Origin of the sequence: Lactonifactor longoviformis DSM 17459 (assembly GCF_900129135.1) — a bacterium.
Taxonomy (GTDB): domain Bacteria; phylum Bacillota; class Clostridia; order Lachnospirales; family Lachnospiraceae; genus Lactonifactor; species Lactonifactor longoviformis.
The window spans coordinates 1-15,323 of sequence record NZ_FQVI01000038.1 but is presented as its reverse complement, the minus strand read 5'-3'; the positions used below and the strand labels follow the sequence as shown (position 1 = coordinate 15,323).

14 protein-coding genes are annotated in these 15,323 nt (G+C 46.5%); 2 read left to right on the top strand and 12 right to left on the bottom strand.

Annotation, left to right across the window (positions count from 1 at the left end; all coding sequences use genetic code 11):
* The first annotated feature begins 163 nt into the window (after positions 1-163).
* Both BUA56_RS20440 and BUA56_RS20435 read left to right on the top strand, forming a co-directional pair.
* The gene (locus BUA56_RS20440; RefSeq protein ID WP_072854621.1) at positions 164-1,564 is read left to right on the top strand and encodes an MFS transporter; all 1,401 of its coding nucleotides are present in this window, start codon (positions 164-166) and stop codon (positions 1,562-1,564) included.
* A gap of 109 nt (positions 1,565-1,673) precedes the next feature.
* On the top strand, positions 1,674-2,549 hold the full coding sequence (locus BUA56_RS20435) for a YitT family protein (RefSeq protein WP_072854620.1): 876 nt from the start codon (positions 1,674-1,676) through the stop codon (positions 2,547-2,549).
* A gap of 563 nt (positions 2,550-3,112) precedes the next feature.
* Here the strand turns inward: BUA56_RS20435 and BUA56_RS20430 are convergent.
* The 12 genes from BUA56_RS20430 to BUA56_RS20375 all read right to left on the bottom strand — a co-directional run bounded on the left by BUA56_RS20430 (position 3,113) and on the right by BUA56_RS20375 (position 15,084).
* Complete coding sequence (locus BUA56_RS20430; protein WP_072854619.1) at positions 3,113-3,775, bottom strand: V-type ATP synthase subunit D; 663 nt, start codon at positions 3,773-3,775, stop codon at positions 3,113-3,115.
* A gap of 33 nt (positions 3,776-3,808) precedes the next feature.
* Entirely contained in the window at positions 3,809-5,182 is a 1,374-nt protein-coding gene (locus BUA56_RS20425; protein ID WP_072854618.1) for a V-type ATP synthase subunit B, read from the bottom strand.
* Positions 5,182-6,948: a V-type ATP synthase subunit A gene (locus BUA56_RS20420; protein WP_072854617.1), complete on the bottom strand. Its 1,767-nt coding sequence runs from the start codon at positions 6,946-6,948 to the stop codon at positions 5,182-5,184. The genes BUA56_RS20425 and BUA56_RS20420 overlap by 1 nt, the downstream gene beginning before the upstream one ends.
* 21 nt (positions 6,949-6,969) lie before the next feature.
* On the bottom strand, positions 6,970-7,290 hold the full coding sequence (locus BUA56_RS20415) for a V-type ATP synthase subunit F (protein ID WP_072854616.1): 321 nt from the start codon (positions 7,288-7,290) through the stop codon (positions 6,970-6,972).
* The gene (locus BUA56_RS20410) at positions 7,283-8,254 is read right to left on the bottom strand and encodes a V-type ATPase subunit (RefSeq protein ID WP_072854615.1); all 972 of its coding nucleotides are present in this window, start codon (positions 8,252-8,254) and stop codon (positions 7,283-7,285) included. Before BUA56_RS20410 ends, BUA56_RS20415 begins: the two co-directional genes overlap by 8 nt.
* 29 nt (positions 8,255-8,283) lie before the next feature.
* The gene (locus BUA56_RS20405) at positions 8,284-8,877 is read right to left on the bottom strand and encodes a V-type ATP synthase subunit E (RefSeq protein WP_072854614.1); all 594 of its coding nucleotides are present in this window, start codon (positions 8,875-8,877) and stop codon (positions 8,284-8,286) included.
* Between the two features lie 39 nt (positions 8,878-8,916).
* Positions 8,917-9,396: a V-type ATP synthase subunit K gene (locus tag BUA56_RS20400; RefSeq protein WP_072854613.1), complete on the bottom strand. Its 480-nt coding sequence runs from the start codon at positions 9,394-9,396 to the stop codon at positions 8,917-8,919.
* Positions 9,393-11,414: a V-type ATP synthase subunit I gene (locus BUA56_RS20395; RefSeq protein WP_072854612.1), complete on the bottom strand. Its 2,022-nt coding sequence runs from the start codon at positions 11,412-11,414 to the stop codon at positions 9,393-9,395. The genes BUA56_RS20400 and BUA56_RS20395 overlap by 4 nt, the downstream gene beginning before the upstream one ends.
* Positions 11,415-11,458: 44 nt before the next feature.
* Complete coding sequence (locus BUA56_RS20390; protein WP_084068164.1) at positions 11,459-11,770, bottom strand: hypothetical protein; 312 nt, start codon at positions 11,768-11,770, stop codon at positions 11,459-11,461.
* Between the two features lie 176 nt (positions 11,771-11,946).
* Entirely contained in the window at positions 11,947-13,122 is a 1,176-nt protein-coding gene (locus tag BUA56_RS20385; protein ID WP_072854611.1) for an ABC transporter substrate-binding protein, read from the bottom strand.
* 118 nt (positions 13,123-13,240) lie between these two features.
* Positions 13,241-14,293, bottom strand: coding sequence for an AI-2E family transporter (locus BUA56_RS20380; protein ID WP_072854610.1), 1,053 nt, complete (start codon positions 14,291-14,293; stop codon positions 13,241-13,243).
* A gap of 107 nt (positions 14,294-14,400) precedes the next feature.
* A complete protein-coding gene (locus tag BUA56_RS20375; protein ID WP_072854609.1) occupies positions 14,401-15,084 on the bottom strand; it encodes an RluA family pseudouridine synthase in 684 nt (227 codons plus the stop codon).
* Positions 15,085-15,323: the final 239 nt, after the last annotated feature.

Genomic DNA, 15,323 nt, shown 5'->3' with positions numbered 1-15,323 from the left:
TATAATTATTGAATAAAGGACTGAAAAGAATCGAAGGGGGGCGATGCAGGTGCTGATCATATGGCATATGAGTTATTACTCACTTCAGGAATCATGTACAGCCAGCTGAGAGCTGAACCAAACCCCGTTAATTTAACGGTACTACTTAAAAGAGGAGGTTAAAATGAATAACGAAGTAAATATTGTTTTAGATCCAAAGAAAAAGAGGCTGGTAATCCTCGCCTCCATTATTATGTATTTCAATTACATGTTTGCAAACATGGGCTGCGGCCTGACTCTTCCCAGGCTCTTAGGCGGACTTAATGCCATGGATATTTACGCTACTGTACTGGTGTTCAGCTCTGTAGGCCTTATGATTGCCTCCCCGGTGTCTGGAAAGCTTGGTGATACCTTGGGCCGTAAATGGATCACCATCTTTTCTTTGGCCGGCTTCCTAATCTGTGCAGCGATTACAGGTTTGTCCCCCAACGGCTGGATTCTCATGGTGTTCTGGGCACTCACCGGAATCTGCGGCGGCTTCTTTGTCTCTGCCTCCTTTTCTATGATTGCAGACGTTACCACCATTGAGGAAAGGCCCAAGTTCATCGGCTACCTGGCAACCGCTGCGGCAGTAGGACAGCTTGTCGGCCCTCTTCTCGCCGGGGTACTGGCGGACAACGGTTTGGTACGGGGACCGTTTTTTGTGGGAATTCCCCTTGGCATCGTGGTTATCTGCCTCTATGCCTCCTGTTATCCGCATGTAAAGCTGGGAGTTGTCTCTGAAAATAATAAAATTGATATCTTGGGGCTTCTCCTTCTGGTAGTCAGCATCTGCTCCATTGTATTTTTCCTGAATTTTGGAAATGTTATTTTCCCAAGAACTTCCCCTATTGGTATTGCCCTTTTAATCCTGGGGATCGTAGGCTTCATCGCCCTGATCGTATTTGAATACAATGCAAAGAACCCGGTAGTTTCCGTAAGACTTTTTAAATACAAAGAGTTCCGCATTGCCTGGATTTGTCACTTTCTATATACCATGTACATAGTAGTGGTAAGCGGTTATCTTGTTCTGTTCGGACAGAATGTAATGAAAGTATCGGTAACTGTAAGCTCCACCTTTGCCATGCCCCAGACCATTTGCAGCGCCGTGCTTGCTTCCTTTGTGGGCTTGTACATATCCAAGAGCGCTAAGAACTACAAGAAGATCTATATCTTCATGGGGATTTGCGGAGCCATACCGCTTCTGGCATGGGCCTTTTTCCTGACACCCAGCTCATCGGTTATCCTTATCTATATTACAACACTGATAGGCGGTGCGGGATACGCCTGTGATCAGGTAGTGAACACCCCCTACCTTCAGTCCACCATGCCAAAGGAAAACTATGGGGCTGCCCAGGGAATGCTGATCTTCGCCGGTTCTGCCGCAGGAACCGTGTGCGGTGCTGTGTCGGGCGTAATCCTGAACAGTGACGCACCTCTGGAAGAGTCTCTTACCAAGATCTTTCTGATCTTCGGTGTCTGCCTGTTCCTTGTCTTTATTATCGGCCTGACATCCGTGAAGACACGCGCAGCAGCTAAGGAATAAATTTTCCGGGAGCTGTGAATCCAGATTTTAACAGCCTATGAATGGGCCATGATTCATGATATAATTCTTATATATCAAAAGAATCATGGCCCATTTTAGGAGGTAGCTTATGGATACGGCTAAGAAAGAGTTTATTAAAAAACAGTTTCTGGTTGGGGTAGGTGCCATCATCTTTGTACTCCCCTACAACCTGCTTATCACCCCCATGCATTTATACAGCGGCAACTTCACCGGTATCGCCCAGATCCTCCGGACTCTGCTGGTGGATTATGCCCATGTGGCCCTGCCCAGGGGGTTCGACATTACTGGTATTATCTTATTTCTTATAAATATTCCCCTGCTCACTCTGGCATTCCTCAAGCTGGGCAAGTTTTTCTTTGTGAAAACAGTAATTACTACTGCCCTGATCTCCCTGTTCTTCTCTCTGATTCCGGTTCCCGCGGAACCCATAATCAGCGATCCCCTGACCGCCTGTCTCATCGGCGGTGTTGTGGCCGGCTTCGGCGCAGGCATGATCCTCCGGGAAGGAAGCTCCGGCGGCGGACTGGATATCCTGGGTATGTATTTCGCCCAAAAAAGACCTAATTTCAGCGTGGGCAAGGTAGTAGTCATCGTGGCAATCTTTGTATTTACCACCTGCCTGTTTCTCTATGACTTCGAAGTTGTGGTATATTCCGCTATCTTCACCTTCACCAGCTCCTTTGCCCTGGATCGGTTCCATTATCAGACCGTAAAGGTAAGCGCATTTATTGTAACCTCCAACCCGGAGGTGGCAAATGTCATAACCCAGGATCTCAGCCGCGGAGGCACCGAGTGGACCGGACAGGGAGTATACAGTCATACAAAAATGCATGTGTATATGACCGTACTCTCCAAATATGAGGTCAATAAACTGAGACGGAAGGTCCATGCACTGGATCCTCATTCCTTTATAGCATTTCAGACAGTGTCAGCAATAGAAGGGTATTTTCAGCCGCATCTGTAAAAATGATGGGTTTTGTGTATGTGAAGTTTGAGGTAAACTAGTGGGCAGGAGGGGTGTCGCAGACGGACGGATATAGAAGGGAGCACCGGGGAGACAGGGCCAGGGGCCGGGGGGTAGGAAAAGGTCAGCTCGAGGCTCCGTTCCCCTTAGCTAAGCCCTACCAGCTGCTAAGCTCGTCAGGAGAGCCTTCCTTGCTAATCAGCTGGTGGACTGGATCTTCGGCTCACTCCGCTTAACCTCCCTGACCTTTTCCTACCCCCCGGCCCCTGGCCCTGTCTCCCCGGTGCTCCCTTCTATATCCTGGCTGAGACGCCCTTCACATTCACGGAAAACGGGTAGGGAAGGTCGTGAGTTGTACACTTTACACCTTGTCTATCATTTTGTTAGCTCAATGTCTCTGGTGAGCCCGCCGCCGTGGGATTTCTCTCACCGTCCCCCTTTCACACTGCCCTACCGGCTGGAAGATCTCAAGCTAAAAAAGTAAAACCTGAAATTTACATAAAAAGGATCCGCCGCCCTTTCAAGCAGCAGATCCTCTAACCAGCAAAGCCAAAGATATTCTATCAATACCCTCTCTCTTTGTAATGATGCGCCTCTTCCAGCATCATATCTTTCACCTTCATCAGACGAATCTGAGTACTTCTCTCATTCTCATCCAACTTCATGGTAATATACTTAATATTCTTTCTGGTCTCCGGAATGATTACATGTTCCAGAGCATTTACTCTACGGCGGGTTTTTTCTATCTCAGCCGCCATCAGCTGACAAGCCTTTTCACATTCTGCAAGCCGTAACATATCGGGCAGTATGTCTGCCAGAGACTTCACCGCGTCGTCCAGATCCCCGGAGGTAAAGGCAAAGCCGTAAGAATAGATGTCATTGTCATCGGCTGTCCTGGTCTTATATTCAAAGACCGGGACATCAACACTCATAACATTTTTCTTTGAGCCTTCCAGATACACCTCCTGTTTGGGAGCCATCAGAGCTGTGTTTAAGATCTCCTCAGACATACCTGCTCTTGCAATGACAAAGTTCTTATTTGCGGAAAGGATGCCGGCTTCTACTTTTTGGCGCAAGGCCATATTTTCCCTAACCAAATCCATGAACTGACGCATTAACTCATCACGCTTATCTTTCAAAAGCTTATGGCCTTTGGTTGCGGTGACAAGTTTTTTCTTTAACTTGGTCAGCTCCATACGGGTTGGATTCACCTGGGTAGATGCCACACAATCACCTCTTTCTTAGTAGTTCCTGAAACATTAGAATTTACCGTAGTACTCATCTAAGAACTTGTCATCAATACGTTTCAGTTCGCTTCTCGGCAGAATGGAGAGCAATTTCCAGCCGATACGGAGAGTTTCCTCAATATCCCGGTTGGACATATACCCCTGTGATACATATTCTTCCTCAAATGCATCAGCAAACTTGGCATAGATAAGGTCCATGTCAGAGAGGGCAGCCTCACCCAGAATAACCATAAGCTCTTTGGCGTCCTTGCCTCGGGCATATGCAGCAAACAGCTGATTCATGGTGTTGGCATGATCGGCACGTGTTTTCCCTTCACCGATACCTTTATCCTTCAGACGTGACAGAGAGGGGAGTACGTCGATAGGCGGCGTAATACCTTTTCTGTATAATTCACGGCTTAAGATGATCTGTCCCTCTGTGATGTATCCCGTTAAGTCAGGGATGGGATGTGTCTTATCATCTTCAGGCATAGAAAGAATTGGTATCATAGTGATACTTCCGTTCTTTCCTTTCTGTCTCCCTGCTCTTTCATATAATGAGGCAAGGTCAGTGTACATGTATCCCGGATATCCACGGCGTCCCGGAACCTCTTTACGGGCTGCGGAAACCTCACGGAGCGCATCTGCGTAGTTAGTGATATCTGTCAGGATAACCAAAACATGCATATCTTTTTCAAAAGCTAAATATTCTGCTGCAGTAAGGGCCATACGGGGAGTCGCGATACGCTCTACCGCAGGGTCATTTGCCAGATTTATAAAGAGAACGGTACGGTCAATGGCACCTGTCTCCTTAAAACTCTCAATGAAGAAGTTGGATTCCTCAAAGGTGATACCCATAGCTGCAAATACAACGGCGAACTGTTCGCCTGATCCGCGAACCTTGGCCTGTCTGGCAATCTGTGCTGCCAGATTGGCATGGGGAAGACCAGATGCTGAGAAGATAGGCAGCTTCTGACCACGAACCAGGGTATTCAGACCGTCAATAGCAGATACACCTGTCTGGATAAACTCTTCAGGATAGCTTCTGGCCGCGGGATTCATGGGGAGACCGTTGATATCTCTTCTCTCATCCGGGAGAATTTCAGGTCCGTCATCAATCGGGCGTCCCAGACCGTCAAATACACGGCCCAGCATGTCGCCGGATACCCCCAGCTCCATGCTTCGTCCCAAAAATCTTACTTTACTGTTAGACAGGTTGATACCTGTAGAACTCTCAAACAGCTGTACCAGCGCATTGCTTCCGTCAATTTCCAGTACCTTGCAGCGGCGTGTTTCTCCGCTGGCCAGTTCAATCTCACCCAACTCATCGAAGTGTACATTCTCTACACCCTGCACCAGCATCAGAGGACCTGCAACTTCTTGTATGGTTCTATACTCTTTTGGCATTAGAAGTCCTCCTTCCCTAATACATTAGCGATCTCTGTAACCAATTCATCGCTGATTTTCTTATATTCTTCCTCCAGATTGTTCTCCAGAGTGTATTTAAAACGTCCGATTTTTTCACGTACCTCCATGCTGATAAGCTTCTGCACGGACGCACCCTTTTCCAGCGCGTCTACTGACTGCTCGTAGAACGCAATTACCAGATTCATCATCAGGTATTGTTTTCTCAGGGATGTGTACGTATCAACCTCATGGAAGGAGTTCTGGTGCAGGAAGTCTTCACGGATAGATCTTGCAGCTTCCATTTTCAAACGGTCAGAAGGTGACAGGGCATCCATACCTACCATCTTAACGATTTCTTCCAGTTCTGCCTCATCCTGAAGAAGACCCATCAGTTTCTGACGGTTGCTCATCCAGTCAGCCGCAACTTCCTCATTAAACCAGTGCTCCATATTATCCACATACAGAGAATAACTGGTCAGCCAGTTAATAGCCGGGAAGTGGCGTTTTGCAGCCAGAGATGCATCCAGTCCCCAGAATACCTTAACAATACGCAGAGTTGCCTGAGATACAGGTTCGGAAATATCACCTCCGGGAGGCGATACAGCACCGATAACAGACAGTGCGCCTTCTCTCTGATCCTTACCCAGAGAGATTACATGTCCGGCCCTCTCATAGAACTGGGCCAGACGGCTTCCCAGATAAGCCGGGTAGCCTTCTTCACCGGGCATTTCCTCCAGACGTCCTGACATCTCACGGAGAGCCTCAGCCCAGCGGGATGTAGAGTCGGCCATAAGAGCTACGGAATATCCCATATCACGGAAATACTCAGCAATGGTAATACCTGTATAGATGGAAGCCTCACGGGCGGCAACAGGCATATCAGAGGTATTTGCAATCAAAACGGTTCTCTCCATCAGAGACTGGCCCGTCTTGGGATCCTTCAGTTCAGGGAACTCGTTCAGAACGTCGGTCATCTCATTTCCACGCTCACCGCACCCGATATAAACTACAATGTCAGCCTCCGCCCATTTTGCCAGCTGATGCTGAATCACTGTCTTGCCGCTTCCGAAAGGACCGGGAACGGCAGCTACACCGCCTTTTGCAATGGGGAAGAAGGTATCCACCACACGCTGTCCGGTTACCAGAGGCATCTCCGGAGGAAGCTTTTTCAGATAGGGACGGCCCTTACGAACCGGCCACTTCTGCATCATAGTAAGCTCTTTGTCTCCGTCAGCCGTCTCGATGGTGGCAACCACCTCTTCTACGGTAAATTCACCTGCTTTTATATCTTTTACTTTACCTTTTATACCATAGGGAACCATGATTTTTTGTGTTACAACAATGGTTTCCTGAACCGTACCCAGCACATCCCCGGCTTCAACCTCATCCCCCGGTTTTGCAACTGGAACAAATGTCCACTTTTTATCTCTCTTCAGGGAAGCAACCTCAACACCGCGCTTTAAGCTGTTTCCTGAAATCTTCATAATATCATCCAATGGACGCTGGATACCATCATAGATACTGGCAATAAGCCCAGGACCTAATTCTACAGACATGGGAACCTCCATAGACTCCACCGGTTCTCCCGGTCCTAAGCCTGAAGTTTCCTCATATACCTGAATAGATGCCTGATCTCCGTGCATCTCGATGATCTCCCCGATCAGACGCTGATTACTTACACGAACCACGTCATACATGTTCGCGTCTCTCATACCCTCGGCAATAACCAGCGGCCCTGCTACTTTTTTAATCGTACCTCTACTCATTGGGACGAATCACCCACCTTTCTAATTATTACTGAACAGAATATCGGAACCAACGGCCTGTTCTACAGATTTCTTCACGTTCTCGATGCCTTCTCCTGTGTTCCCGTTCACCCCGGGAATAAGGATAATTGCCGGCATTACCTGGTCCTGATACTTTTCTATTTCCTGTCTAATCTCAGCCGCAAGTACCTCTGTAATATAGATGATTCCATATCCGTTGCCTGCCAACTGGTTCAATTTTTCTCCGGCTTCCTTAGGGGCTGTTACTGGAAATGTATCAAGTCCCAAGGTTGCAAAGCCGTAGATACTGTCATAGTCGCCAACTACTGCAATCTTATACATACATTTCCCTTACCCTTTCTCGGATGGAATCCACAGGCAAATCATTTTGTTTTCCTGTGAGAACGATTCGCACCGTCTTAATCTCATTCTCTCTCGCGATGGCATAGGCGAAAATGGGTCCTACGGAATCGGAGTTATATTTCTGAGGCTTGATGGTCTCAATGATACGGTTATCGCACCAGCGCTCAAAGGCGGAGGTTGACTCCTCCAGGGCCTTTGCCCCTGCGGCATATACGGTGCCGGAAAGGTATTCCTGGATTGCTTCCATACTGCTGCCCGCAGCACGGATCAGATCATTCACACTGATGGTACTGCAGTCTGCCATCGCCCGTTTCATAAATTCTGCTGTTTTCGCGGTTTTCTGCGCACGTACGGCAATCTTAATGTCTGCTACCGCTACCACAGATTCGGCATAATCCCGGATAATATCATCCTCTGCTGCCTTCCCTGCCGCATAGATAGCATCCAATGCCGCTTTATCCACAATTACATCGCATAACTGTCCGTCTCTGGTATGGAGAAGCGTGTCATATGCATCCTGCGCCGCTCTTACCATACTCTGGGGCAAACGCCCAAAATCTTTTTCCCGGATGATTTCCATCATCTGTTCCCCGGAAATCGGGCTGTCCTCATAAAAGATATGTGCGTTCGTCTCTGACGTGCACACCTCTTTGATGGCCGCTTTCAGGTTGTGAAAGAGGTTCGGATAAAAAAGCACATCAAACATGGACATATCCGGAGCAAGCTCCCTGACCGTCTCCCAGGCTTTTTCCCTTTCCCTGGACAGTATCGATTCAGCGTCTCTGGGTGTGTCATCATCTCCCCATCCCTTTTCCAGTAAATAGTCCAGACACTCCTCATAGGTAGTGCAGGCCAGAAGCTGTTCAATGGTGGATGCGGAAAACAGATGCACCTCCAACGCACGTGTTCGCGCAACCGCATAGGTAAAATCTATATCAGACATGTATAATCCTCCTTTTTACGGTTCTGCGCTTATACAAATAATACTTCATGTACTTTATCTGAAAGTCTGTCTCTCTCCGCATCAAAGATGGCTTTGAAAGTACAATTCTCTTCGATTCCGCCATAAGCAAGTACAAACCCGCCTTCTATCTTCTTGCCTTCCTTAGAAAGGGTCAGCTTGCCGCCTTTTGCTTCTGCGACAGCATCTATATCTCTCTTAAAGCTTTCCGGCATTTTTTCCAGATCGGCAGATGAAAAATAAATCTCTCCTTCCTGGGGCAGGACATATTTCTCCAGCATCTTTTTCAGCATGCCAAAATATTCTGCCTCATCCATAGACTTAAGCATCTCGAATGCTCTATCCAGAACTTCAGATATCATCTCCTGTTTTGCTTCCAGCACTGCTGTCCTCTTTTTCAGGTCACAGGAAGATTTTACCCTATCCTTATAGTTAGCGATATCTGCTTCAGACTTTTTGGAGATACGCTCAGCTGTTTTTTCTGCTTCCTCTCTGGCTGCAGCCAGAATCTCTTCAGCTTTCGCGTTAGCATCTTTGATTTTTTCGTCGGCGGAGTTTTTTGCTTCTTCCAGAATCTGGTTTTTCATTTTTTCTAATCCAGTCATTCTCAAGCTCTCCTTTTACTTAGTTTGTAACGAAATAAATTAAACCTGAATAGCACTTACTACAAGGATCGTAATCAGCAGAGCCAGGATGGCATATGTCTCAACCATGGCCGGGAAAAGCATTGCTTTACCAAACTGCTCAGGTTTCTTAGCAACAACGCCGATAGCTCCGGCGGCTGCTTTTCCCTGATATTTACCGGAAACAAGACCTACGATACCGATTGGCAGACAGGCAGCCAGAATCAGCAGTCCGGTCTGTACAGATACTTCAGCCATAGATCCGCCTAATAAACCAATTTTAGATAATACGATAAAACCAACCAGCAGACCATAGATACCCTGTGTACCGGGCAGAAGCTGCAGAATCAGAACCTTGGCAAATTTACTTGGATCTTCTGAAATAACACCGGCTGCCGCCTGACCTGCAATACCAACTCCCATGGATGATCCCGCACCTGCAAGAAATACTGCTGCTGCCGCACCCAGTAATGCATAAACAATTCCTATATACTCGCTCATAGATAAGTTTCCTCCTTAATATCAACATATTTTGTATCTGAGTGAAATGGTTCAAATTCTTTTCCGCCGCCTGAGTAGAACTTACCGAAGAATTCTACAAACTGCAGACGGTTTGTGTGCACATAGGCACCCAGCATATTAATAGCCATACTGAAAATGTGTCCGAAGATAAATACGATTATAAATAATATCGCTCCGAATACACTCTTTCCGCCCATGCTTCCCATCTGGTTTACTACGGAAGCAATTACTCCGGTTGCAAGGCCAAGTGCCAGCAGACGGGAGTAGGACAATACGTCGCTTAACCAGCCGGTAATATTGTATAAGTCATAGGCCCCAAGTCCAAGTCTCAGAGCAAAGTTCTTGGAAGAACGCCCGGACATGAACAGAATACCGATTGCGCCTATGATTGCCAATACCTTGCCAAGCATGTTCACAGCAGCCGGGAATACCAGCTGTGTTCCGATGATAGATGCAAAGATTGCACTTGGGATCAGCATGATCAAAAGTCCTGCCAACAGGAACACCCAGAGTACCACATCACAGAAGAAATCCAGGTATGCCTTGTCTCTGAGAAGCATATACCCTTTGATTCCCAGGCCGGTAAATAAGTGAATCAGACCAAAGATCATTGCAAAAATCAATAACTTCATCGGATCATTGAGGGGAACGAACCAAAGTGCAGGTATCACTACATCCTTCTCAAAGAATACCCTTGCGATTACCGTTACCACATCTCCGAAGTACCCTCCGAATAATACACCCCAGACTATGGTAGATATACCGCAGTACATAAACAGGCTCAGATTCTTATACATACCTCTGGACATGCGGGGATATTTTTTCAGCAATACAAAACATACCACTGAAATAATTAAACCGTACGCAGCATCGGATAACATCATTCCAAAAAAGATAATATAAAATATAGACATTATTCCCGTGGGATCAACATCACCCTTGGCAGGCAGTCCGTAAGAATCCAGGACGCCCTCTACTGCCTGTGATACTTTATTATTCTTGAGCAGAACAGGTGCTTCCTCATCCTCCTTCACGTCCTCAACGTCCAGAGTACAGTCGAATCGTTCACCAATTTCCTTCTCAAGAGCCGGAACTACCTTTGCCGGCACAAAGCCTCCAAGCAGGAATGTTTTTTTAGACTGAGGCAGGGTACCCAGTACCTCATATTTTTCCGCCCTCACCCGGAAATAGTCGGATACCTGGCGGAATTCACTCCTCGCTGCCGCATATTCGGCAATCTTTGCCTCAGTTTCGCTTATTTCTTTATTCAGTTTTTCAATTTTCTCTTCCAGTTTCTGCTTATATACACTAGGTATATCTCTTGACTTTACGGATAATCTGGCAAATCCACCTGTCCGCAGGGCATTTTCTACTTCCTGCGCCTCATTCTTCAGGCAGATTGCTGCAATGTAGGCGACATCCTTATCAGCGGAAACTACGGAAACATCTACGGCATCAACTTCCGGCGCCTGTTCAGCCAAAACAGCATAGACCTGATCCAGGGTCAAGGCCCCCGAGATGGTGCCTATTAAAACAGCCGTCCTGGAGGTTCCTTCAAAATTCATAGGAATATCCAGAGACAGCCACGGCGTTATTGCCTCAATCTGGTTTTCCAACTTCAAAATCGTAGAACGTTTCTCCGCGATCTCTTTATTCATAGAGACCAGTTTTCCTGCTTTTTCCAGGATTTTTCCTTTGTCTTCCAGTAATTTCTCGTAGGATTCCCTGTCAATCAGAGCTTTACCTTCAAGACTGGATAACATGGATTTCTTTTCCGGCACATAAAGGTCTAACACATCCAGAGCCTGATCCGCAACCTGAGCTCTCTTCTCAAAAACCGCCCTGGAGCTGGCTGTATTCAGCTTTTCCAGACCTTCTTCATCCTCCAGTACAGGGGTAATCTCCATAATCCCCATGGACTGAATCTTTTCCAGAATCGCCTTCCGGTCTTTTTTCAGCGCGCAGATACTTACTTTTTGCATCTGCATAATTGCCATATCCGCATCCCTCCTTTACTTTTAACTTTTCGAACATGCCTGCGTCAGATTAGCTGTGAAACAATCATCTTCGCAACATCTTCTTTTTTCTTCTGGGCCAGGTTTTTCAACTGTTCAATATCCTGTTCCACCCTCTTGGAGGCTTCTGCGGCAAATTGATCACCTTCTGCTTTGGCGTCTTCCTTTAATTTGTCCGCTTTCCTATTAGCCTCCTTCTCTCGTTCCACTTTTAAAGCTAGTGCGTCCTCTCCTGCCTTTTCGAGAATCTGTGCGCACTGTTGTTCGGCGTCCTTTACTATCTGTTCTGCCTGGACTTCCGTTTCCTTAATCGCTTTAATCGTTTCTTCTACCACCATATCACCACCTTTACAATAACTTAATACTACTATGAAATAGACATATTGTCAATTTATTATCATACTTTTTCGTCAGATCCTCTAAGATAGAATGCCCACTTATTGATTTTTTTATAAAAAAAAGGGAAACTGTACAAATAAAAACAGTTTCCTTTTTTAACCTTTGGTAATAATAGTTATTCATACAAATAATTAGCAAAATCATCCGATTCCAGATTGTTAACATCAATCCACTGGAAACCTGAGCTAATATAAGTATCATTTGTCATACCAGCCTCAGCTCTTGCCGCCGCCACAATCGTAGCATAGCCCATACCATAGGGATTCTGAACAATCATTCCGGTTTCTCTTCCGTCTTTAATCGCCTCTATCTGCGCTTTCCCTGAGTCAAATCCCACTACCTTAACCTGAGCTTCCTCCGGATCCTTCAGCGCGGTCAGCACTTCTTCCGTCATCGTGCCGTTAGTGCAGAAATAACCTGTCAAATCCGGGTGTGCTTCCAGTACTGCTCTCACCATCTCTGCCACAGATTCCTCTTCACTTTCGTAGGAAGTGCTTACGACAGTAATCCCCTGGTGATTCGCCATCTCCTCACGGAAACCTCTCTCCCGATCCATACTGCTTTCTGAGCTGCTGTTGTGCGCCATAACTGCAACCTTTCCAGACTCTCCTACTGCCTCAGCCAGTCTTCTGGCTGCCTCAGCCCCTGCCTGGTAATTGTCCGTGGAACAAACAGTCTGTACTAAATCACTGTTAACCCCGGAGTCGAGTACAACAACCGGAATTCCATTCTCAGCCGCGGTCTCAAGCTGGGCCTGACAAGAATTCATATCCACTGCTGCAATACAGAGAACACTTGGGTTCTCTGACAGAACCGCGTCAATGATATTAATCTGTGATTCCACATCGGATTCATCTGAAGGGCCCTCAAAGGTCAGGCGGATTTTATCCTCCCCTTTGTAACCAAGCTCCTTATTCAATGCCTTCACAGCTGCCTCCATGCCCTTACGTACTTTAGACCAGTATTCGCTTTTGGGCTGCTTTACTACAACAGCAATATGTCCGCCTTTTTCCAGAGGAATATTCTCTACAGAGGTATAGCTGATTTCACCGCTGCTGCCTTTGACTGACGTCATTGTCAGATCCTTCGTGTAATCATCTTCCTCTGTCTCCTCCTGGCTCTTTTCTTGTTCTATAGGTTCAGTGCTTTCCTCGCCGGCGTCCTGCGGCTGGTTGGTAACTACCTGATCCTTCGGCAGTTCTCCGGCCTCTACGTTCTTACTCTGACCGCAGCCAGATAGCAGGTTCACCGACAGTATCATACATAATAATGCTACTGCGATTCTTTTCATTCTTATTCTCCCCTTAATATAATCCTGAAAAATTCGTTACAGTCTCATTATACACGATACTTTTCCGAAGTCCATATGCATTTGTAACATTTTTGTAAAAGAATTTAGGAAATTTTTATTAAATTTTTCTTAAGCTTAACAAATCCCACTCTTTTATGATTCCCCATATGAGCAGTGCTGACACCGGCCCAAGGAGAAACCCAAGCCCGCCATAGAGATATACCCCCAGATAGATGGTGAGTAAAACGAAAATCGGATAAATGCCAAGGCTTTCTCCCACCAGCTTAGGCTCAAGAAACTGTCTTGCCAGACTGGTCACAAGGTACAGCACCAATAAGCCTGCTCCCATTGCCGTGTTCCCCTGAAAAAATGCAAGGACAGACCATGGAAGTAAAACTGTCCCTGTGCCTATGAGCGGCAGAGCATCCAGCAAACCCAGCCCGATTCCCCAGAGAATAAAGTGTTTTACATGAAGCAGATAAAACCCTCCCAGACATAGCAGACCGATTATTCCCATGATTCTCAGCTGGGCAAGAATATACTTTTTCGCTTTTGACCACAGCTCTATACATACATTGTGTATTCTGACATAGAGTGAATATCCCTGCAGCTTCTCCCTGAACTCATCCAGATCTCTTAAAAATAATATGGACGACAGTACGCTGAGAAATGCACCCCCGAAAAACACAACACACTTTTTTACCGAATCCACGGCCTGTCCCCAGAATTCGAGTCCTCCGCCCTGCACAAAAGCCTTCTCCACCGCAGTCATCTGCTTCACCACAAAGCCTTGGCTGTCCTCAGATAAAATTCCTGTTATTTTTTCCAGGTGATCGCAGCAGTCTGCGAGAAAATGATTCATCTCGTCTTTTAATCCGGGAAGACAGGACAGCCAGCCGGGAACCTGGTTGGCACACGTTTCCATGGCTTCCCACAGCAAAAAAATTGCCAGACCGGCAAAAAGCAGGATCACCACTCCGCCGGCCCTCTCTCTTGTGAGATGTACTTTTTTACTTACGGACAGTCTGCTTAATTTTTCTCCAATTGGGTAAACTATAAGGGCCAGAATCCAGCCAATGAAAAAAGGACTCAAAACAGGAAAAAGGTATTTCATGAAGAGATAAACTCCTGTTGCGACTCCAATGATAATACTTGTATTCTTCCATTTCATAAGCACCACACACCTTTGTCAGCAGTGTATTTTTTTTCTGCTGATTTTAGTATGTGCGGCCCCACTCCAGCTATACTGTAGAAACTTTGCCAGAGCTTCCAGCTATTTTAAAGAATAAAACCCTCACCCTTTGGGATCATGGTAAACTCCATTGGCTTTCCTGTTTTTGGGTGAAAAAAGCAAAGCCTGCTGGCGCAGAGCGCAGGGAAAGTTGTTCCCTTGTCCTCTATAAGGCTGGCATTGTACTTTTTGTCTCCCAGCAGCGGACATCCTATGTTCGCCATCTGAACTCTAATCTGGTGATGCCTTCCTGTCTTCAGCATAATCCTGACCAGCGCTTTTCCCTCCTTCGTTTCCATAACCTCATATTCCAGCACCGCGTGCTTACTGTCAGATGTTTTTTCAGACACAACGCGGGATACATTATTCCTCCCATCCTTCACCAGCTCATTTTCCAAAATTCCCGTTTTTTCCGGAGGAATCCCCATAGTTACAGCCAAATATTCCTTCCCCATCTTTCCCTGGGTCAACTGCCTGTTCAATTCTCTGGCAGCATGGGGAGTCTTGGCAAACACCATCACACCTTCCACCGGCTGGTCCAGCCGATGAACCACCGCAAGATACGGAGGCTTCCCCAAACCGGACTTTTTCGACAGATAATTTTTGATCATACTCTCCATATCCATAACACCAACCTTAGCCGTCTGTACCGCCACACCCGGACATTTGTAGCATACCAGGAGACAGTCATCTTCAAATAAAATACTTTCTTCTATATTATATAGACTCATATTTTTTTATTATTTTATCCTTTCCTTTTTGCAGATATGTAAAATATCAGCTGATTTTTATCATAGCTTGTTGAGGGGGAGATGTAAAGTAAATTATAGTTTTGTGTATGTGAAGTTCGAGGTTATGTAGTCGGCGAGCGCATCGCAGACGGACGGATATAGGAGGGAGCACCGGGGAGACAGGGCCAGGCCAGGGGCCGGGGGATAGGGACAAGTCAGCTCGAGGCTCCGTTCCCCTC

Excerpts from the sequence above, each read along its gene's own strand:
- BUA56_RS20440 (WP_072854621.1), top strand. The coding sequence starts at position 164 with ATGAATAACGAAGTAAATATTGTTTTAGATCCAAAGAAAAAGAGGCTG.
- BUA56_RS20435 (WP_072854620.1), top strand. The coding sequence starts at position 1,674 with ATGGATACGGCTAAGAAAGAGTTTATTAAAAAACAGTTTCTGGTTGGG.
- BUA56_RS20425 (WP_072854618.1), bottom strand. The coding sequence starts at position 5,182 with ATGCCAAAAGAGTATAGAACCATACAAGAAGTTGCAGGTCCTCTGATG.
- BUA56_RS20420 (WP_072854617.1), bottom strand. The coding sequence starts at position 6,948 with ATGAGTAGAGGTACGATTAAAAAAGTAGCAGGGCCGCTGGTTATTGCC.
- BUA56_RS20415 (WP_072854616.1), bottom strand. The coding sequence starts at position 7,290 with ATGTATAAGATTGCAGTAGTTGGCGACTATGACAGTATCTACGGCTTT.
- BUA56_RS20410 (WP_072854615.1), bottom strand. The coding sequence starts at position 8,254 with ATGTCTGATATAGATTTTACCTATGCGGTTGCGCGAACACGTGCGTTG.
- BUA56_RS20405 (WP_072854614.1), bottom strand. The coding sequence starts at position 8,877 with ATGACTGGATTAGAAAAAATGAAAAACCAGATTCTGGAAGAAGCAAAA.
- BUA56_RS20400 (WP_072854613.1), bottom strand. The coding sequence starts at position 9,396 with ATGAGCGAGTATATAGGAATTGTTTATGCATTACTGGGTGCGGCAGCA.
- BUA56_RS20395 (WP_072854612.1), bottom strand. The coding sequence starts at position 11,414 with ATGGCAATTATGCAGATGCAAAAAGTAAGTATCTGCGCGCTGAAAAAA.
- BUA56_RS20390 (WP_084068164.1), bottom strand. The coding sequence starts at position 11,770 with ATGGTGGTAGAAGAAACGATTAAAGCGATTAAGGAAACGGAAGTCCAG.
- BUA56_RS20385 (WP_072854611.1), bottom strand. The coding sequence starts at position 13,122 with ATGAAAAGAATCGCAGTAGCATTATTATGTATGATACTGTCGGTGAAC.
- BUA56_RS20380 (WP_072854610.1), bottom strand. The coding sequence starts at position 14,293 with ATGAAATGGAAGAATACAAGTATTATCATTGGAGTCGCAACAGGAGTT.
- BUA56_RS20375 (WP_072854609.1), bottom strand. The coding sequence starts at position 15,084 with ATGAGTCTATATAATATAGAAGAAAGTATTTTATTTGAAGATGACTGT.